Source organism: Actinomycetota bacterium, from assembly GCA_040881665.1.
Classification (GTDB): domain Bacteria; phylum Actinomycetota; class UBA4738; order UBA4738; family HRBIN12; genus JBBDWR01.
In genome coordinates this window covers 17,389-36,467 of sequence record JBBECT010000003.1, presented here as the reverse complement: position 1 = coordinate 36,467, position 19,079 = coordinate 17,389, and the positions used below count along the sequence as shown (strand labels likewise).

The 19,079-nt window shown below is 64.7% G+C and carries 14 protein-coding genes; 3 read left to right on the top strand and 11 right to left on the bottom strand.

Annotated features, from left to right (window positions below):
* From WEF05_01035 to WEF05_01010, 6 genes are all read right to left on the bottom strand, one after another.
* A partial coding sequence (locus WEF05_01035; protein MEX1100482.1) for a DNA-directed RNA polymerase subunit beta' occupies nt 1-1,274 on the bottom strand: 1,274 nt, incomplete at its 3' end.
* A gap of 89 nt (nt 1,275-1,363) precedes the next feature.
* On the bottom strand, nt 1,364-4,819 hold the full coding sequence (gene rpoB, locus WEF05_01030; protein ID MEX1100481.1) for a DNA-directed RNA polymerase subunit beta: 3,456 nt from the start codon (nt 4,817-4,819) through the stop codon (nt 1,364-1,366).
* A gap of 358 nt (nt 4,820-5,177) precedes the next feature.
* A complete protein-coding gene (locus tag WEF05_01025; GenBank protein MEX1100480.1) occupies nt 5,178-5,582 on the bottom strand; it encodes a PIN domain-containing protein in 405 nt (134 codons plus the stop codon).
* A 5-nt stretch (nt 5,583-5,587) separates the two neighbouring features.
* Nucleotides 5,588-5,827: a hypothetical protein gene (locus WEF05_01020; protein ID MEX1100479.1), complete on the bottom strand. Its 240-nt coding sequence runs from the start codon at nt 5,825-5,827 to the stop codon at nt 5,588-5,590.
* A gap of 411 nt (nt 5,828-6,238) precedes the next feature.
* On the bottom strand, nt 6,239-6,781 hold the full coding sequence (locus WEF05_01015) for a dTDP-4-dehydrorhamnose 3,5-epimerase family protein (protein MEX1100478.1): 543 nt from the start codon (nt 6,779-6,781) through the stop codon (nt 6,239-6,241).
* A 79-nt stretch (nt 6,782-6,860) separates the two neighbouring features.
* Entirely contained in the window at nt 6,861-7,235 is a 375-nt protein-coding gene (locus tag WEF05_01010) for a hypothetical protein (GenBank protein MEX1100477.1), read from the bottom strand.
* Nucleotides 7,236-7,461: 226 nt separating this feature from the next.
* On the opposite strand from WEF05_01010, the gene WEF05_01005 reads away from it, so the two are divergent.
* Nucleotides 7,462-9,321, top strand: a complete 1,860-nt coding sequence (locus tag WEF05_01005; protein MEX1100476.1) for a DUF4012 domain-containing protein — start codon at nt 7,462-7,464, stop codon at nt 9,319-9,321.
* On the opposite strand, the gene WEF05_01000 is transcribed toward WEF05_01005, so the two are convergent.
* Nucleotides 9,316-10,428 (bottom strand): glycosyltransferase, encoded by a 1,113-nt coding sequence (locus WEF05_01000; protein ID MEX1100475.1) that lies wholly within the window; start codon nt 10,426-10,428, stop codon nt 9,316-9,318. The genes WEF05_01005 and WEF05_01000 overlap by 6 nt on opposite strands.
* A gap of 268 nt (nt 10,429-10,696) precedes the next feature.
* Between WEF05_01000 and WEF05_00995 the strand changes: the two genes are divergently transcribed.
* Together WEF05_00995 and WEF05_00990 are read left to right on the top strand one after the other, a co-directional pair.
* Complete coding sequence (locus tag WEF05_00995; GenBank protein MEX1100474.1) at nt 10,697-11,503, top strand: methyltransferase domain-containing protein; 807 nt, start codon at nt 10,697-10,699, stop codon at nt 11,501-11,503.
* Nucleotides 11,500-12,174, top strand: coding sequence for a class I SAM-dependent methyltransferase (locus tag WEF05_00990; protein MEX1100473.1), 675 nt, complete (start codon nt 11,500-11,502; stop codon nt 12,172-12,174). Before WEF05_00995 ends, WEF05_00990 begins: the two co-directional genes overlap by 4 nt.
* Nucleotides 12,175-13,072: 898 nt before the next feature.
* Here the strand turns inward: WEF05_00990 and WEF05_00985 are convergent.
* The 4 genes from WEF05_00985 to WEF05_00970 are packed head-to-tail and all read right to left on the bottom strand — an operon-like array spanning nt 13,073 to nt 18,696.
* Nucleotides 13,073-14,425 (bottom strand): polysaccharide biosynthesis C-terminal domain-containing protein, encoded by a 1,353-nt coding sequence (locus WEF05_00985; GenBank protein ID MEX1100472.1) that lies wholly within the window; start codon nt 14,423-14,425, stop codon nt 13,073-13,075.
* On the bottom strand, nt 14,418-15,773 hold the full coding sequence (locus WEF05_00980) for an O-antigen ligase family protein (GenBank protein MEX1100471.1): 1,356 nt from the start codon (nt 15,771-15,773) through the stop codon (nt 14,418-14,420). Before WEF05_00980 ends, WEF05_00985 begins: the two co-directional genes overlap by 8 nt.
* Nucleotides 15,770-17,602: an asparagine synthase (glutamine-hydrolyzing) gene (gene asnB, locus WEF05_00975; protein MEX1100470.1), complete on the bottom strand. Its 1,833-nt coding sequence runs from the start codon at nt 17,600-17,602 to the stop codon at nt 15,770-15,772. Before asnB ends, WEF05_00980 begins: the two co-directional genes overlap by 4 nt.
* Nucleotides 17,590-18,696, bottom strand: a complete 1,107-nt coding sequence (locus WEF05_00970; protein ID MEX1100469.1) for a glycosyltransferase family 4 protein — start codon at nt 18,694-18,696, stop codon at nt 17,590-17,592. Before WEF05_00970 ends, asnB begins: the two co-directional genes overlap by 13 nt.
* Between the last annotated feature and the right edge of the window lie 383 nt (nt 18,697-19,079).

The window sequence follows — 19,079 nt, the reverse complement described above, 5'->3', positions numbered from 1 at the left end:
GAGTAGTCCACGCGCTTGCCGAGCAGGTTCTGACGGAACCGGCCCTGCTTGCCCTTGAGCATGTCCGACAGCGACTTCAGGGGACGGTTGCCCGGCCCGGTGACGGGACGGCCCCGGCGGCCATTGTCGAACAGGGCGTCGACGGCCTCCTGCAGCATGCGCTTCTCGTTGTTCACGATGATCTCGGGCGCCTGCAGGTCGAGCAGCCGCTTCAACCGGTTGTTCCGGTTGATCACGCGGCGGTACAGGTCGTTGAGGTCGGAGGTCGCGAACCGCCCGCCGTCGAGCTGCACCATCGGGCGCAGGTCCGGCGGGATCACCGGAACGGCGTCGAGCACCATGCCGAGCGGCGTGTTCTTGCCCCCGGTGAAGTTGCCGACGACCTTCAGGCGCTTGATCGCCTTCAGGCGACGCGTTCCCTTCGCGGTCTCGATCTGCCCGCGCAGCGAGTTCGCCTCGCCCTCGAGATCGAGGTCGGCGAGCAGGCGCTTGATCGCCTCGGCGCCCATGCCGCCGTCGAAGTAGTCGCCGAACCGCTCGCGCAGCGACCGGTAGACGTTGTCGTCGGCGACGAGCTGCTTGACCGACAGCCCGGTGAACGCCTTCAGCGTCTCGTCGAGGTGATCGGTGTCGCGCTTGGCGGCCTCGGTGATGCGATCGACGTCGCGCTGTGCCTCGCGCTTGGCGGCGGACAGCTGCGCGCCCTTGGCCTTCTCGGCCTCGAGCTCGTGGAGGCGCTCCTCGAGCTCGTTCAGACGCTGCTTGATCTGCTCGTCGCGATCGGCGTCGATCTCCTTCTTCTCGGTCTCGAACTCCTTCTCGATCTCGGGAAGGTCCTTGTGGCGCCGGTCCTCGTCGACCCGCGTGACCACGTAGGCCGCGAAGTAGATGATCCGCTCGAGATCCTTCGGCGCCAGGTCCAGCAGGTAGCCCAGGCGGGAGGGAACGCCCTTGAAGTACCAGATGTGGGTGACGGGAGCGGCGAGCTCGATGTGGCCCATCCGGTCGCGACGGACCTTGCTGCGGGTGATCTCGACGCCGCACCGCTCGCAGATGATGCCCTTGAAGCGGACGCGCTTGTACTTGCCGCAGTGGCACTCCCAGTCCCGCGTCGGGCCGAAGATCCGCTCGCAGAACAGGCCGTCCTTCTCCGGCTTCAGCGTCCGGTAGTTGATCGTCTCCGGCTTCTTGACCTCACCGTTGGACCACGCGCGGATCTGGTCGGCCGTGGCCAGACCGATCCGCAACTCGTCGAAGTAGTTCACGTCGAGCACCACTTACGCGTTCGCCTCCTCGCGACCCCTTGATGCGACCTCGATGCCCTGCACTCCGTACAACACTCGCTTGTTCCCGCCGTGGACGATCACTCGAAATCGGCTCCGGCCGGCTCGCGGCGGGACAGGTCGATGCCCAGCTCCTCCGCGGCCCGGAACACGTCCTCGTCGGTCTCTCGGAGCTCGATCTCCTCGCCCGCGGCCGAGCGGACCTCGACGTTCAGGCAGAGGGACTGCATCTCCTTGATCAGGACCTTGAACGACTCCGGGATCCCCGGCTCGGGGATGTTCTCGCCCTTCACGATCGCCTCGTAGACCTTCACGCGACCGAGGACGTCGTCGGACTTGATCGTCAGCAGCTCCTGCAGCGCATAGGCCGCGCCGTAGGCCTCGAGCGCCCAGACCTCCATCTCGCCGAAGCGCTGGCCGCCGAACTGGGCCTTCCCGCCCAGGGGCTGCTGGGTGATCATCGAGTACGGACCGGTCGAACGGGCGTGGATCTTGTCGTCGACCAGGTGGAGCAGCTTCAGGATGTAGGCGACGCCGACGGTGATCGGCTCTTCGAACGGTTCGCCGGAGCGCCCGTCGAGCAGCTGCGCCTTGCCGACCTCGTCGACCAGGCGGACCCCGTCGCGGTTCGGGTGCGCGGAGCGGATCGCGTCGAGGATCTCGTCCTCGCGCGCCCCGTCGAACACCGGCGATGCGATGTGGGTCGGCCCCGGGTAGTCGACGCCGTCCTTGGAGAACCCGACCAGGCCGGCCCACGCGAGGTGGGCCTCGAGCACCTGCCCGAGGTTCATCCGCGAGGGAACGCCCAGCGGGTTCAGGATGATGTCGACCGGGGTGCCGTCGGCCATGAACGGCATGTCTTCCTCGGGCAGGATCGTCGAGATCACGCCCTTGTTGCCGTGACGCCCCGCGAGCTTGTCGCCGTCGGAGATCTTCCGCTTCTGGGCCACGTAGACGCGGACCAGCTGGTTGACCCCGGGCGGCAGCTCGTCGCCGTCGTCGCGGCTGAACACACGGACCCCGATCACCTTGCCCTGCTCGCCGTGCGGCACCTTCAAGGAGGTGTCTCGGACCTCGCGCGCCTTCTCGCCGAAGATCGCGCGCAGCAGGCGCTCTTCCGGCGTCAGCTCGGTCTCGCCCTTGGGCGTGACCTTGCCGACGAGGTAGTCGCCGGGGTTGACCTCGGCCCCGATACGCACGATGCCGCGCTCGTCGAGGTCCTTGAGGATCTCCTCGGAGACGTTCGGGATGTCACGCGTGATCTCCTCGGCGCCGAGCTTGGTGTCGCGGGCGTCGACCTCGTGCTCCTCGATGTGGATCGAGGTGAGGACGTCGTCCTTGACGAGCCGCTCGGAGATGATGATCGCGTCCTCGTAGTTGTGGCCCTCCCAGGGCATGTAGGCGACGACGAGGTTCTTGCCCAGGCCGAGCTCACCCGCCTCGGTCGAGGGGCCGTCTCCGATCACCTGGCCCTTGCTGACCTTGTCGCCCGCGGAGACCAGCGGCTTCTGCGTGAGGCAGGTGCCCTGGTTGGAGCGGCGGAACTTCAGCAGGTCGTAGACCCGCAGGTTGCCGCCACGCTCGCGCACCACGATCTCGTCGGCCGAGGCCTCGTCGACCGTGCCACTCTCCTCGGCGATCACGACGTCACCGGCATCGACCGCGGCGCGGAACTCCACACCGGTGCCGACCAGCGGCGACTCGGCCCGAAGCAGCGGAACCGCCTGGCGCTGCATGTTCGCCCCCATCAGGGCGCGGTTCGCGTCATCGTGCTCGAGGAACGGGATCAGCGCCGCCCCCACCGACACGATCTGCCGGGGAGCGACGTCCATGTAGTCGACCTCGTCGGGCGTGACCGAGTCGACCTCGCCGCCCTTGCGACGGACGAGCACCTGCGCGTTGCCGAACGAACCGTCGTCCTTCAGGGGCTCGTTGGCCTGCGCGATCACGTGCTTGTCCTCTTCGTCGGCCGAGAGGTAGTCGATCTTCGTCGTGACCTTGCCGCCGGTCACGCGCCGGTACGGGGTCTCGATGAACCCGTAGTCGTTGATGCGCCCGTAGGTGGACAGCGTCCCGATCAGGCCGATGTTCGGACCCTCCGGCGTCTCGATCGGGCACATCCGGCCGTAGTGGGACGGGTGGACGTCGCGGACCTCGAACCCGGCGCGCTCACGCGACAGTCCGCCCGGCCCGAGGGCCGACAGACGCCGCTTGTGGGTGAGCCCGGCGAGCGGGTTGGTCTGGTCCATGAACTGGGAGAGCTGGGAGGTTCCGAAGAACTCCTTGATGCTGGCGACCACCGGACGGATGTTGATCAGGGTCTGCGGCGTGATCGCCTCGACGTCCTGGGTCGTCATCCGCTCGCGGACCACGCGCTCCATCCGCGACAGGCCGATCCGCAGCTGGTTCTGGATCAGCTCGCCGACCGAACGCAGGCGCCGGTTGCCGAAGTGGTCGATGTCGTCGGGGTCGTAGCCCTCTTCCCCGGCGTGGAGCTTCACCAGGTAGATGATCGACTTCAGCATGTCCTCGTAGGTGAGAACGGCCTTGTACTTCGGCCCCGTGGGCTGGCCCTTCTCGTCTTTCTGCTCCTCGGAGAAGACCCGGTAGCGGGGGTTGTCCCAGGCCTTCTTGTCCGGGTTGTCGAGCTCCTGCATCTGCTTGTAGTGGGCCTTGAGCTGCTTGAGCAGCACGCCGGCCGCCGGGCCGAGCTTGCGGTTGACCTTGTGCCGGCCCACGCGCGCGACGTCGTAGCGCTTGGGGTTGAAGAACAGGTTCTCGATCAGCGTGCGGGCGCTGTCCGCGGTGGGGGGCTCGCCGGGCCGCAGCTTGCGGTAGATGTCCTCGAGCGCCTCTTCCTGGGTCTCGACGTGGTCCTTCTCGAGCGTGTTCTGGATCGACTGCGCGTTGCCGAACAGCGCGAGGATCTCGTCGGTAGTCCAGCCGAGCGCCTTCAGGAGCACCGTGACGTTCTGGCGGCGCTTGCGGTCGATGCGGACGCCGACGGTGTCCTTCTTGTCGACGTCGAACTCGAGCCAGGCACCGCGGCTGGGGATGATCTTCGAGATGAAGACGTCCTTGTCGGTGGTCTTGTCCAGCTCCTTGGAGAAGTAGACGCCCGGGGACCGGACGAGCTGGGAGACCACGACGCGCTCGGTGCCGTTGATGATGAAGGTGCCGCGTTCGGTCATCACGGGGAAATCGCCCATGAAGACCTCCTGCTCCTTGATCTCGCCGGTGGCCTTGTTGATGAACTCGGCCTCGACGAACAAGGGCTGGGAGAAGGTGATGTCCTTGTCGCGACACTCCTCTTCGGAGTGCTTACTGTTCCTGAACTGGTGATTACGGAAGCTGAGCTGGAACTGTTCGGTGAAGTCCTCGATCGGAGAAACCTCTTCGAGAACGCCCTTGAGGCCCTCGTTCAGGAGCCAATCGAACGACTCCCGCTGGATACCCACGAGGTCGGGAAGTGGAAGGACCTCGTCGATCTTTGCGAAACTGACACGGTCACGGACCGGAACCAGCGAGTCAGGCAAGAACTATCCCCCCCAGGGAAGGTCAGGCGTGCGGAGCTCAGGTCCACGGCCAGATGGGAGCCCACGCAGGGATACGGCACGGCAAACAAGTAGTGTACGCACGGAAGTAGGCACAGTCAACCGCCGTGCCTACAGGCCCCGGGGAGGAGCCGATGGGAGAGGCTACGCCGCCTCGGGCGGGGGGTCAACCCAGCTATCGCGTCAGCTCCCTTACGACTGGGGCGGGAAGGCCGGACGGGGATCGCGTCAGCTCCCTTACACCTGGTCAGGGGGCTGACGGTCCGCCGAACCCACACCTCGCGCATGTGGTCAGGGGGCTGACGGGTCTGGGCGGCCGCCGGTCCCCTCGACGTGAGGGTCACGCGGGAACGATCTCGACCGTTCTCAGCCGAGCGGCGGCACGAGCGAGCCGGCGATCGGCCGTGACCAGGGGGGCGTCCGCGGCCTCCGCCAGAGCCACGTACGCGGCGTCGTAGGCGGTGAAGATATCGCGCAGCTCGAACATCCTCGGAACGAGCGGGCGGTGTTCGAAGCGAACGAGGCGCAAGGTGAGGTAGTCGCGAAGCATCCCCTCGGCCACCCCGGCCGGTAACCGACGCTGGCGCACCAGTCGCCGCAACACCGACACGATCTCGACATCACAGAGCGAAGGAACGAGCAGTTCGATCTCCGAGTCGCGCACCGACGCCGCGACGATTCCGGGAGGGCGGTCGACGATCAGGTAGTCGGCGACAGCGGACGCATCGAGGACGGTCCGTCGGATCGGAACTACTCCCTGCCTGCTTCGTGCCGCTCCTCACGCAGGTACTCGGACACCGGTCGATCGAGCTCGATCCGCCGGTCGGACTCGATCCGACGGACCACGTCCTCGAGCGGTGGAAGGGCGACCTCACGCTCGAGGATCCTGTGGATGTAGTCGGACAGGGTGAGGTCGGCCGCCTTCGCACGCCGAACCAGCTCGCGATGCAGACGGGCCGGGACGTTCCGGACCTGGATCATCTTCGCCATGCTTCGAGCATCGCGCATGTTCCGCACATGTGCAAGGGCGTGGATCATCCCCCGAGTCTGACGGAGCCACCACCACCCCGCCGTGACCTCCGTCACGTCTCAAGCGGCCACTACTCGCCGGTGGACACCCCCCACGAGAGGCCGATGATCTCGGCGACACCCCGCTCCACCACCGCCAGCACACGCCGGTCGGAGCCGTCCAAGCGAGGAAGGGCCGAGGAGGTTAACGCCAAGCTCAGACTCAGGGTGCTCGACGCGATCTCCTACGAGCAGGGGTCAGCGCAGGTCGCCCGGACGGATGCCATTCTGGGCGGCCTGCGCAAGACGCCGGTCGAAGGGCAACACGCCCGTCCCCTCGACGTTCGCTCGTCCCAGCAGGCAGCGCGTCGTGTGTGCAAGGGGGGGAGGGTGTCAGCCGACGAACGAGGGCGGATCGGCGAGCGCGTCGGACAGCGGCGGGTTCTGCGTGTCGCGCTCGGACAGGATCGGGTCGGCGAAGGGCCAGGAGATCGCCAGGTCGGCATCGTTCCATGCGATGCCGTGCTCGTCCTCGCCCGTGAAGTAGCGGTCGACGAGGTAGCTCAGCGTGCACCCCGACGCGGTGTGGAACCCGTGGGCGATTCCGGGAGGGATGTAGAGACCGGCGGGGTGGTCCTCCCCCAGCTCCAGCGTCACGGACGCGCGTTGCGTGGGCGAGCCCTGACGCAGGTCATAGAGGGCGACGAGCACCGTGCCGGCGACCACGACCCAGAAGTCGGCCTGCTCGCGGTGGTAGTGCAGACCGCGGAACACGCCCGGCGCCGAACGGGACAGGTTGCCCTGCACCATCGGATCGGCGCGGGGCATCCACTCCTGGCGGAACGTCTCGGTGAACGAGCCGCGGACGTCGTCGAAGCGCGGCATGCGCACGAGCACCGCTCCCGCCAGACCGACGTCCTCGCGCTGGGCTCCCATCGGGCGTGAGCCTAGCCGGGACGCGCAACGGGCGCCCCGGAGGGCGCCCGTCGTCGGATCGTGACCGTCGTGGCCGTGGTCAGCGACGCACGCGCACGCGGACCGTCTTCGAGGTCGACGCGCGACAGGTCTTGATGTTGGGGTGGGTGCCGCGCGAGACGCCGGCGAACCGCACGCGGTAGCGACCCGATCGCTTCACCTTCTCGCCGATCGAGTACTGCCCGCGTTGGGAGGTCCGGTCAGAGCCCACGACGCGCTGCTTGCGCAGCAACTGGACACGCTGACCGCTCTTGCAGAAATTCCGTCCCGACTTGAGCTTGCCCTTGAACTTGACCTTCGTTCCCTTCTGCACCTTGCCGTTCGGCTTCTTCGAGACCGACAGCCGCGTTCCCGCGTTGAAGTTCGCGAACGCGGCCTCGGCCCCGGCGAGCACCATCGTTGCTGCGATCACCACGGCCAATGCTCGTACACGGATCGAACGAGACTTCATGTCGGAGAACCCCCTGCGACCCCGCGGGTCTGGGTCGACGTCCGTTGATGTATCGGGAAGCGACCCCCTCACCCTAAGGGCGGAACCAGGCCGCTTCAACAGGTCGCTGGAACCATCTCCCGGTCCCCTGATCAGGCGAGTCCGGCCGAGAACCGTGCGTGGCGCCTGTGCGCGGGGTAGCTTGCGGAGCATGTCCGAGTGGGCAACAGGCGGCTCGACCGGCGCCGGGCCGCACGGCGAGCGCTCGCGTGTCCGGCGGCGTCGGCGACGCTCGCAAGCCCAGGCCCAACAGTGGCCGCCGCGACCGAGGATCGGACGCTGGATCCTGATCGGTCTGGGCGTGGTGGCCCTGCTCGCGTTCCTCGACGCCTCGTACTCGGGGTTCACGCTGTATCGCGAGCTGGTGGCCGCGAGGAACGCGCTCGAAACCGGCGCGGCGCGCCTGCAATCGGGTGATGTGGCGGGTGCGCAGGCCTCGTTCGCCTCGGCGCAGACCGCGGCGCGGCGCGCCGTCGGCGCGACGGACCATGCCGTTCCCCGCGTCGCCGGATTGTTGCCCTTCATCGACGATGACCTCGACGCGATCCGCTCGCTGGGTCGCGCGGCCGACCTGTCGGCGCAGGCGGGCGAGAGTCTGGCGGTCGCCGCCGAGGAGATCGGGTGGAACGGACGCACGCTGCCCGGGTTCGAACCGGGCGGCAGCTACGACCTCGAGGTGCTCCGCACCGCCGAACCGACCCTCGGTCGCGCAGCGGTGGCGCTCGGCGAGGCCGACCGGATCGTCTCGCCGTTGTCGACGCAGGGTCTGTTCTCACCCGTCCGCAATGCCCTGGAGACCGCCCAGACCACGGTCGGCGACCGCGCGCGTCTGGCCCAGCGCGCGCACCTGCTCACGCAGCTGCTGCCGCCGTTCCTGGGCGATGAGGAGGAGCGAACCTACGCGATCGTGATGATGAACCTGTCGGACCCGCGCGGTTCCGGCGGCTACCCGGGCTCGTACGGCCTGCTGCACGTCGACCGGGGCGAGATCGAGCTCCAGGAGCTGGCCCCGACCTCGAGCCTGGGGACCGTTCCTCCCGTCGACGCGCCCGAGGACGTGCGCGCCCGGTACGGACGGTTCGGCGCGCTCACCGACTTCATCTCCACGACCTACTCGCCGGACTGGCCCACCTCGGCGCGGCTGTGGATGCAGATGTGGACCGAGAGCGGACGTCCGCCGCTGGACGGGGTGATCGGCGGCGACAGCGTGTGGCTACAGCACCTGCTCGAGACGATCGGCCCCGTCGCGACTCCCGCGTGGCCCACCGACATCACCGCGACGAACGTCAACCGGATCCTGAACGCCGACACCTTCCGGACGACGAGCCAGAAGGAGTCCGACGCCTGGCAGACGGGGATCGGCACCGCCCTGTGGCAGGCGCTGCTCGAGCGCCCGATCGCTCCCGTGGAGTTCGGCGGAGCCCTCGGAACCGCGACGGCCGAACGGCACCTACAGATCTACGTCGAAGATCCGGAAGAGGAACAGTGGCTCCACGAGCTCGGGGCGTCGGGGGCGGTGGAGCTTCCTCCCGAAGGAGGCCCGATCCCCTTGATGGTCACCTGGGAGGGCCAGGTGGCGAGCCGCACGGGCTACTGGGCCGAGACCGCGATCGACGTGACCACCGAGCCGACCGACGCCGGCACGACCCGCGTCACGATCACGACGACCTTGGAGAACACCGCGCCCACGTCCGCTCCCGAGAGCATCCTGTACGGCTTCGAAGGCGACGGCTATCCGCTCGGCGCGTACTCGGCGGGAGTGAACGTGTACCTGCCGATCGGCGCGGAGGCGATTGCGACCGAAGGCGGCGCCTTGATCGGCGAGGTCTCCGAAGAGTTCGGCCACCCGGTGGTGACGAACGTCCTCTATGCGCCTCCGGGGAAGGCGACGAGCGCGGAGGTGAGCTACGAACTAGATCCCGCCTGGGCGCATTCGATGGTGACTGTCGCTCCTCCAATGCTTAGACCCGCGTCGATCAGTGGAAGCAACACGAGCATCGATGAGTCATAGGGATCGATAGAGATCGATAACGTCGGTCTCCATCCTCTCGACCGAGAAGCGGCTGAACACGTGCCGACGCGCTGACGCGCCGAACATGGCGGTCCGATCCGGATCTCTAGCGAACGACCCCATGGCCGCAGCAAACCGCCCAACATCTGACACGGGAACCAACGTGCCAGTAACTCCATCGACTACCACATCAGAAACGCCTCCAACGTCCGTGGCAACGACAGCCGTACCCGATGCACCCGCCTCGATCAGGGACACCGGAGTCCCCTCGTTCCGCGACGACAGACACACCAGGTCCACGGCGGAGTAAATCGGCGCCAAATCCGTCTGCCATCCGAGAAAGCGTACGTTCCCCGACAAGACGGAACGAGCCATCGCTTCGATCCGCGCTCGATCAGGTCCATCCCCCACGACGAGGGCAACGACGGGCTGACTGATCCGTTCGGACACCTCTCGGACCGCGTGGATGAACGTCTCATGATCCTTGATAGGAACGAGCCGGCCGACGATGCCGACGACGAAAGCCTCGTGCGGGATGTTGAGCCGCTCTCTGGCTTCGGAGACCGGCAGTGCCGTCCGTTCCAATTCAGCGAGGTCAAAACCGAGCGGGATCACATGCCACTGCGCCTCCCTGCCGATCCCGAGCTCGAGTAGCGACTCTCTGACGGCCTCCGACACCGCTATCAGAGCCGTCGATCGCCGAGCCAACCATCGCTCCATAGCGAGGTAGGTTTGCGCTTGTCGCCTACCGAAGTACCCGTCCAGGACGTGCCCGTGGTAGGTGTGAAGAATCCGCGCGCCCGGCAAGCTGTTCCAGGCTGCAAGTCTTCCGAGTGCACCGGCCTTCGCGAGGTGCGTGTGAACGACGCGCGGGCGACTTCCGCGGAGGATCCGGCGGAGCTGTCGATACGCAAGGAAATCCGCGCCCAGGGCGGGCTGGCGCTTGAGTGTCGGGATGCGTGTGAACGGAGTGTCAGGAAGGAGTGTTCCCTCGGACTCTCCCTCGACGCCTGCAAGAAGATTCGTGGGGATCCCCCGCATCCGCAGCCGGCTCGTAAGAATCGCCACGTGTCGCGCTGAGCCGCCGACGTTCAAGCGAGTGACCACGTGACAGACGGATGCCTCGGTCAAAGGTGCTTCGTCTCGTTTCACCGAAGGACCCTGGGTGCCCAGCCGAACAGAGCTTCTCTTGTGAAAACGCTCGATCTCTCACCGAGAGCATCCGCCAGATCCCGATTGACGTGACACCGCGCCTTGACTGCAAGCAGCGCAGTACTAGAGCGCAGCGGCTCCCGACCTCTGATCCCTCTAACCGAAAACACGACTGTGCTCAGACTACACTCGGTCTCGGTCTGAATCTCAAGCGGAGCATCACATGCATCCCAACCATGAATACCTTCTAGACGTTGCGAGTGGATTCACCTCGACCAACCCAGGTTGCAGCATCCTTGACTTCGGGTGCGGAACGGGTGCGACCGTCGTCGAGGGTCGGCGGCGAGGACTGGATATCGTCGGTGTCGATCGCTTCTACGAGGGCGCCTCCCGGAAGACCGACGCGTTGCGATCTGGTGTCCTCGGTACGTCGGTGCTCGAGATGGCAGACGACCACATCCCCTTTCCCGATGACACGTTCGACTTCGTGATGGCAAACGAGGTCTTCGAGCACGTCGAGCATCTCACTCCCGTGGTTCACGACATCGGCCGGGTCCTGAAGCCAGAGGGGACGATGATCGCGATCTTTCCCTCCCGAGAGGTCATCCGAGAAGGACACATAGGGATCCCATTAGTTCATCGGCTCCCCAGGGGTCGACTACGACTTGGGTTCACGGAGCTTATGGCGCTGCTAGGGCTTGGCTACCATCGCCAGGGAAGATCGGCCACTGAATGGAGCCGTGCAGAGCTGGAGTGGCTTGATCGATTCGTGTACTACCGACCCACGTATGAGATCTACCGAATCATGGAGCGGCAGGGGTTCCGAGTTACACATTCTGAGCACCGCTACCTGCGATATCGATTGTCGAAGAGTCGGCTTCCGTTGAAGCGCATTCCTCGGAATCCCATCGTCGACCACGCATTGGATCTGACGTGTCGTCTTGCGCTCGGGTTGGTGCTCACGTGCGTGAGAGTCCCAGCAAACGATGGAGCGAAGGCGGCGTCTAAGCGAGAGGTCACCGAACCGTGACGGACCGATGGCACGAGTACGTCTCTGGTGGACTCTCCGCGGAAGGAGATCCCCTGGCGGCCGCGTATCGCTCTTGGACCTACCTGCGGCCCCTGTTGATCCGCATGAGGCGTGCCCTCCCTCAGGGAGGGCGAGTCTTGGAACTTGGTTGCGGTGCGGGACTGGTGTCGGCCCTATTCGCTTCCTGGGGCCACCATGTGACGGCGGTAGACAACGACGAAGACATCGTCAGAACGGCGCGAGAGACCACGCGCCGCCTCGGCCAGTCCATTGACGTGGTGCTAGCAGATGCATTGAACCCTCCGGGCTACTTGCGGGGGTTTGATCTCGTGTTCAGTCTCGGCCTCGTCGAACACTTCGACCGCGATGTCACGGTAGAGATGCTGCGACGTCAGCGCGATATGGCCAACACAGTCGTCCCAGTGATCCCCACTCGTCACACGCGACATGCAGATGGGATCAGCGACGAACGCATCTATTCGCTTCGGGAGTTCCGCGATCTTCTGCGAGACGCCTCTCTGGAGACATCTCAAGTCTTTGCGTTCGGAGACGTCCCCTCCCTGCCCGCGCGCGCGATGCGCAACTCGCTTCCTCCTCGCCTCTACCAGATGCTTCAGAGCCCGACCGGGCTGGCCATGAACTTCGCCGCGATCGCAGGAACAGGCAAGTGATCGAGTCGTGGCTCGCCGCGATTCTTCGATGTCCTACATGCGGAGAAGGGCTGCATGCAGACGAGAGCAGAGCGGTGTGTGCGAGGCGTCATTCGTGGCCGATAGAGGATGGCGTCTTGAGATTCGCCCCCCCAGATTCGTACGCGAGATCCTTCGGCTTTCAGTGGACGCGGTTCAATCGACTTCAGCTGGATACAGGGGACAGACGAGAGTCAGAAGAGACGCTGCGCGACAAGACAGGACTCACGCCGGACGACGTCAGAGGGAAGGTCGTCCTTGATGCAGGATGCGGCATGGGACGGTTCACTGACGTGATTTCCCGGTGGGGGGCGGACGGCGTCGTCGGTGTGGACCTTTCCGACGCGGCCTTTGCGGCGAGGCGAAACGTCAGAGGGGATAATGCTTCGTTCATCCGCGCGGATCTCAGGTGCCTGCCCTTCCGTTCGCGGTCGTTCGACCTGATCCTCTCTCTCGGCGTTCTTCACCACACGCCATCGACTCGGGACAGCTTCAAGCGCCTCCTCCCGTTCCTCAAACCGGGCGGTACGATCGCGGTCTGGGTCTACGACCGGCACATGAACGTGACACACGCAGGCAGTCGAGTCATCAGGCCCATCACAAGCCGTATGGATCCGCAGCGCCTCTTGCACCTGGTGCAGTCAGCCGTACCTCGACTCCACGCCGTCAAGCAACGACTTCCAACGTTCGCGCACCAGGCTGTCAACGTGTTGATCCCTTGCTCGGAGCACCCAGACCCCGAATGGCGTGTACTCAATACCTATGACTGGTATTCACCCCGGTACCAATGGAAGCACTCGTACGAAGAAGTCGAGCAATGGCTGAGAGACGCTGGACTGATCCAGATCGAGCGATTGCCCTTCCCTGTTGCTGTTCGGGGTCAGGCTCCCCCCTGAGTCGAGTCACGCCTTCGCCCCATGAGCCGGAGACGCGCTAGATCGGCGCGACGAGGAATCAGATTGCTCCACGGCAAACCTTCGTCCCGCAGGATCGAGGCTGAGAACCCAAGCGCTAGCGCCACGTAGCAGGCGCTCGAGGCAATGCTCGCCCCCGAGATCCCGATCAGCGGAATGAGAGCAAAGTTCAGTCCAATGTTGACGGCGAGCGCAAGTACGGAAAGGCCTGACAAGAACCACGCCCGACCCTCCATCACAAGGACGCCCATCAGCGTCCTCTGGATCGCGAGCACCACCACGCCCGGAAGGAGGAGCTGGAAGGGGGCGATCGCGCCTCGAAATTCGGTTCCGAACACCAGAGGGATGGCGAATGGAGCGAGGACAGCCCCCAAGAGAGCCACCATCGCGCCAAGCAATAGGCTCATGCGCGTCACAGCAAGACCCAAGCGAACATGTCCCCGGTGTGGTGACCGCACTTGGTGGGACAGCACCGTCGCTGCCAGGGGGTCAGTAAGAAGCCAGATCAGCTGTGCGAGGGACACGGCCAGCGCATACAGTCCGAGAGCTCGGAAGCCCTCGATCGCTCTGACGATGAGCTGGTCGACGCTCAACAACAGAACGAGCGCCACGAGTCCGAAATGACTCTTGAGGCCGAACACGAGCGCTGCCGAGAGCGACGCGGAGCGAAAACGGAGGGACGCCACGTTCGCCCGGAGGCTCACGAACAGAACACCGATGAATACGGTGAGGTTCGCGACAAGCATCAGGATCAACACTCTGAAGGGAGTCAACTCTCCCGCTAGGACGAGCCCCACGGCTAAGCACATCTGCACGACGCTCCCAACCGAGTACGAGGCAACGAACCCTGCGACTTTCCCTGCCAGCTGAAGCACGCCCCCCCAGAACAAGGAGGCAAGAACGATCGGTACCTGGATCGCCACCAGCAGGATCCAGGACATCGGCACGTCCCCGAACAGTTGGGTTCCCCAGATCGCATGCGCTGCGATCATGACGCCAGCACTTGCCAGACCTATCCCCGAGGCGGCATACGTGCCGTTACCCCACAGCTCATCGAGCTTGTGATTGCGCCGAGCCATGTAAACCTGTCCGTTCTCCAATCCCACTCTGCCGAGGACGACCGCGATGGTGAGTGTCGCGACGGGCAGGGCGTAGAGCCCTCGTCCGACTGGCCCCAGAGTTCGGGCAAACAAGATGCTCGCGACGAACCCGGTCGCGGCACCGATAACGCGGAGCGCCGCAACGCGTCCTCCGGTGCGCGTCACCTCGTCGAGAGCGATGGAATCCAGTCCCGATAGCTCTCGCTCGATGTCACTCATTCACAGAGGCTCTGCTCGTCGAAGGGACGACACGGCCTACTCCGATGAAGAGGAGCGCCACGAGCGGAAACGTCAAACTCGGGTCGCCCAGCCCGTTCAGGAACAGACTGAAAGTCAGATAGGCGATGAGAGCTGCACCGATCACGATCGGCACGGGATGCGGCTGCAACACCACGCGCCTTAGTACGGAGGATGCGAACCATATGAGAGCAGCCAAGCCAACGATTCCCAGCTCTGCCGCCACACGGATCGGCTCGTTGTGGGTGTTGATGGGGATCGCCACAGAGTGACTACGGCTCGCGTATACGGGGAAGGCGTCCAGACCGACACCCGAGAGAGGATGGTCGATCGCCAACTCGATACCAAGCTGGGCAGCTTCGAGGCGGACCTGAAGAGCCGCTGACTCGAATGTTGCTGCCTCCGTGTATGTGAAGAAGACGGGGCGAGAGGTCTCGATGCGTGCCCGCGAGAGCACCACGAATCCGGCAGAAGCGAGAGCGACGAGCATCACGACAGTTATCGCCCCCACGAGGACGCGGCGGGATGGGATGAAGCGCTTGGCCAACACGAACCCGTATGCCAGAGCCCCCGCGATCAACGCCCCCCGCGACTGCGTCGTCACGCAGGCGCCCGCGCAGGCGACCGCTGCGCCGAAGGCCGGGATTCGAGGAGCAAGCCGGAAGAGCCCTCCCGCCAAGCAGGCCGCTCCCAGCATGGCGAGCAGCGCCCCGAAGTAGTTTGGGTTGCCGATCGGACCAACGGATCGACCCAGGGCGTCTCCCAGAGCTGGAGCCTCGATCATCTCCAGGTACTCGAGGATTGCCCAGCCCGATAGAGCGACGCCTGCAAACATCATCGCCGACAGAACGGTCTTAAGGTCCGCCGGGACCGTCGTACGGACCGTTCCCATCACAATCAGGCCCACCTGAGTGCAGATCGCGACGAACGAGAAGGTGGGGTCGAGTCCATCGAGGCCCGTGGCTGTCTGTATGGCCCCGAACCCAGTGATCGTTACCAGCGTCGCCCCGGACAGCAGCAAACGAGGGTCAAAGAAGGAAGCGCGAGGATCGAGCAGCAAAGCGAAGATCATGACTGCTTCAAGAACCAGCCACCCCACTTGAAGCGAGAGTAATCCCGAATCTCCACGCGGAAGCAAGAGAGCTATCACGCCGATCGCGAGAACAAGGTCAGGTCTGCGCCTCGCACATGCAGCAAGCGCTACAAGGAACAGGACGACAAGCACTACCCACCCGTGCTGCAGGGTCACAGCCGCGCCGGCCAGGCCGGCGAGAACGAGGGCTGCCAGTCTCGGACTCCAAGAATTGAAGGACCACTCTCCGATGCTCATCGTTCCGTCAGCCAGCCGGCCAGGACGAGGAGATTCCAGACGCGGCGGACGACGGCGTCGTCGCCGTGCCGCAGTTTCCGAACCAGTGAAGAAGCCGCTTCAGTTTTCACCAGATCTCGAATCGGCGCGGTCTTCGCCAGGAGGAGATCATCGACACATCCCGCAAGGGGTCCGCGGATCCACTTCGCGATGGGGACTCCAAACCCTTGCTTCGGCCGCTCAAGGACGACGTCCGGGAGAACATCTTCATACTCCAGGCGCAGGATCACCTTGCCACTTCGCCCTGCATAGAGGGATGAGCTCGGGATGCCCGCGGCGAACTCAGCCAGGGATTGATCCAGGAAAGGCGAGCGAGCCTCGATTCCGACTGACATGGTCGCCCGATCCATCTTCGTCAAGAGATCGTCTGGCAGATACGTCGCCATATCGACCCATGGCAAGTCACGCGCGGAACGGCCGGTCTCGTTCCACAACGAGTCGAGGCGGTCGACCACGCATGACGTGTCTACGAGAGCCGCGACGTCGGGTTGCAGCACCTGCCTCAGCTCGCCCGGTTGGAAGTGGAACAGGCCGTCCACGTAGCCATCCCATGGAGACCGAAGCTTGCCGAGTCGCCGCAGGCGCAGGCCGTGTGCTACCCGACCGGCGCTCGAAGTAGCGATGCGGGACAGCCATCCCATCGAATCAACGAAACCGGAAAGCCTCAGGAAGGAGAGATACCGCGCGTATCCCCCGAAGAGTTCATCTCCCCCGTCGCCAGTTAGAACCACCGTCATGTGGCTCGAAGCCGCCCGGGCAACTCCAAGCGTCGCGAGGGCGGATGAGTCTGCGAAGGGCTCGTCGTAGGCTCGGACAAGTCCCCAGAACAGATCCTCCACGTCGCTCTCGACGCGGAGCTGGTGATGCGCCATACCAAAGTGAGACGCAACCAACGCCGCGTATGGTGACTCATCGAAGGCTGCCTCCTCGAAGCCGACTGAGTACGTCGTGGTTGGCACCTTCAGCTCAGCCAGCTCCGCAACGATGGCAGAGGAGTCGATGCCCCCACTGAGAAACACCCCGAGAGGGACTTCGCTCTCCAGCCGCTTCCCAACCGCGGTACGGAGCCGCGAACGTATCTCCCCCCTCTGCGGCGTACGGATGCCGGCGGCACCTGGCACGGTTGGCCTCCAGTATCGATCGACATGAACACCCCCCTTGGAGTCGAACACAGCAATGTGAGCCGGAGGGAGCTTCTGCACCTCCTCCCACGGACTTCTGGGCGATGGGACGTACTGCAGCGCCATGTACTCCGCGATTGACTGCAGATCCAGCGCGGGCGATTCACTGAGCAGTGGCAGGAGTGCGTCCGTGGTCGACGCGAACGCTACGCCCTTCCCGTCATGCTGAAATGTGAGCGGCTTCTTGCCGAATCGATCACGCGCAAGAAGGAGTGTCTGCGAGTCTAGGTCCGCGAGCGCGAAGGCAAACATGCCATCGAGGCAGTCGACCATGCGAATGCCCATCTGTGAGTAGAGGTGAAGCAAAACCTCGGTGTCGCATCGGGTTCGCGCTTCGATCCCGTTCCCGGCCAGCTCCTCTCGTAACTGACGGTGGTTGTAGATCTCCCCGTTGAACACGACGGCGAGTCGCCCGTCAGGTGAGATCATCGGCTGCTTCCCGTGTGCACGATCGATGATCGCGAGGCGCGTGTGCGCGAAGCCGTAGGGGCCACTGGTCCACAGACCCTGCCCGTCGGGACCCCGGCATTGGAGGGACTCGATCGACGCGTTGAGTCTTTCAGGTCGAATCGCAGCGCCTGGCTGAAGCAGTCCGGCTATGCCACACATGGACGACCCCGCGCCCAGGCGATCGCATCCCGGTACGCCCGCTCTGTCTCGTGAACCACTCGCGACCACGGGTACTCCCGCGCCCGGATCACTGCCGCACGACTCATCTGTCCTCGTAGTTGCTCATCCGACCCCAGCCGAACAAGAGCAGCAGCAACGTCCGCCGGATCCATGCTCGTGAGAAGCCCCTCTTGACCATGTCGTACGAGCTCCGGGATGCCACCAACCTTCGTAGCCACCACCGGCTTGCCGGCCGCGAGACCTTCCAGCAACGCGTTTGGGAACCCCTCGTGCTGCGAGGTCAAGCACACCACATGGCAGCGCCGAAGGACGGCGCGCACGTCTTCAACGCGCCCGACGAAGCTGACCTCGCGTGAGATTCCCAACTCCGTACAGAGCTCTAGTAAGGGTGATGGATCACCGTCGCCCGCTATGACGGCGGCTGCGTCGGGAAGCGACTCCAGGGTCCTTGCAAAGGCTCGCAGAAAGATGTCGTGTCTCTTGTACGGTCGGATGTTTGCAATCATCGCGACACGGAACTGCTCGGCATCAGGATCGGGCAGTTGATACTCCTCGACCGCGATACCGTTGTTGATGACGCGCACCGGGGGAACGAGATGGTCGTGCTCCAACGTGTACTGCTCGAGATAGCGCGAGTTGCACACCAGTAGGCGCATCCGCCAGTGTCCAAGTCCTTCGACTGCTCGGAGTAGCGGATTGCCTTCGAACCCCACGTTCCGACCCCTCCGGGATGCAACGATCGGCACCTCCCCCGATACCGCCAGGCTGGCTACGATTTCCGAGAGCCCCAAGTGGGCATGCACCACATCTGCCCCATGGTCCCTGACGGCGTGGCGAACAGCGCGCAGGGTCTGGACGTTACTTCCCCAGCCGATCGGAGATCGCCTCAGCGTTCCAGCCAAGATCGGAGGGAGCGGCAGCTGTTCGCCGAGCTCACCTCGCTGATGGAAGAGAATCACTTGGTGGAGCTCAGGCCGTGGAAATTCACTGATCATCCGAACGAGTTGGCGCTCCGTGCCACCCGTTCTGAGGCTGCTGATGAGATGCGCAACGCGCAGAGAGGAATCGGTCACAGTGTCCCTGTGCGGCTCATCGAAGGTGCCTAATCCACGTCACTCGGCGCGGTCTCCCTTTCCGTGCTCGGCACACGAGGCCTCCCCTTCATGCCCAAGAACAGAAGCGTACGGCAGCGACTTGAGCCGCCCAAGCATCGCGAACTGAAGCACGCGCTTGACACCGCCCGCGGCATCAACCGTCGCGAGTAGGGGCGCATCTAGGGCGTTCGGTGGGGGATTTCGCAAACACGAGGGATTTGCCCGTGGTAGGCGGAGATCGGCCGACATGACAGCCCGCACGTAGGTCCGGCGGAGGGCCTTCCTCGCCCGCGCCTTCAGCACGCTCTATGACCGGTCGATAGGGACAGAGGCGTATCGATCGCTGCTGGAAGCCGTCGCTG

Coding starts and splice junctions, on each gene's coding strand:
- WEF05_00980 (MEX1100471.1), bottom strand. CDS start 15,773: ATGAGCATCGGAGAGTGGTCCTTCAATTCTTGGAGTCCGAGACTGGCA.
- WEF05_01015 (MEX1100478.1), bottom strand. CDS start 6,781: ATGGGAGCCCAGCGCGAGGACGTCGGTCTGGCGGGAGCGGTGCTCGTG.
- WEF05_00995 (MEX1100474.1), top strand. CDS start 10,697: ATGCATCCCAACCATGAATACCTTCTAGACGTTGCGAGTGGATTCACC.
- WEF05_01005 (MEX1100476.1), top strand. CDS start 7,462: ATGTCCGAGTGGGCAACAGGCGGCTCGACCGGCGCCGGGCCGCACGGC.
- asnB (MEX1100470.1), bottom strand. CDS start 17,602: ATGTGTGGCATAGCCGGACTGCTTCAGCCAGGCGCTGCGATTCGACCT.
- WEF05_00985 (MEX1100472.1), bottom strand. CDS start 14,425: ATGAGTGACATCGAGCGAGAGCTATCGGGACTGGATTCCATCGCTCTC.
- WEF05_01020 (MEX1100479.1), bottom strand. CDS start 5,827: ATGGCGAAGATGATCCAGGTCCGGAACGTCCCGGCCCGTCTGCATCGC.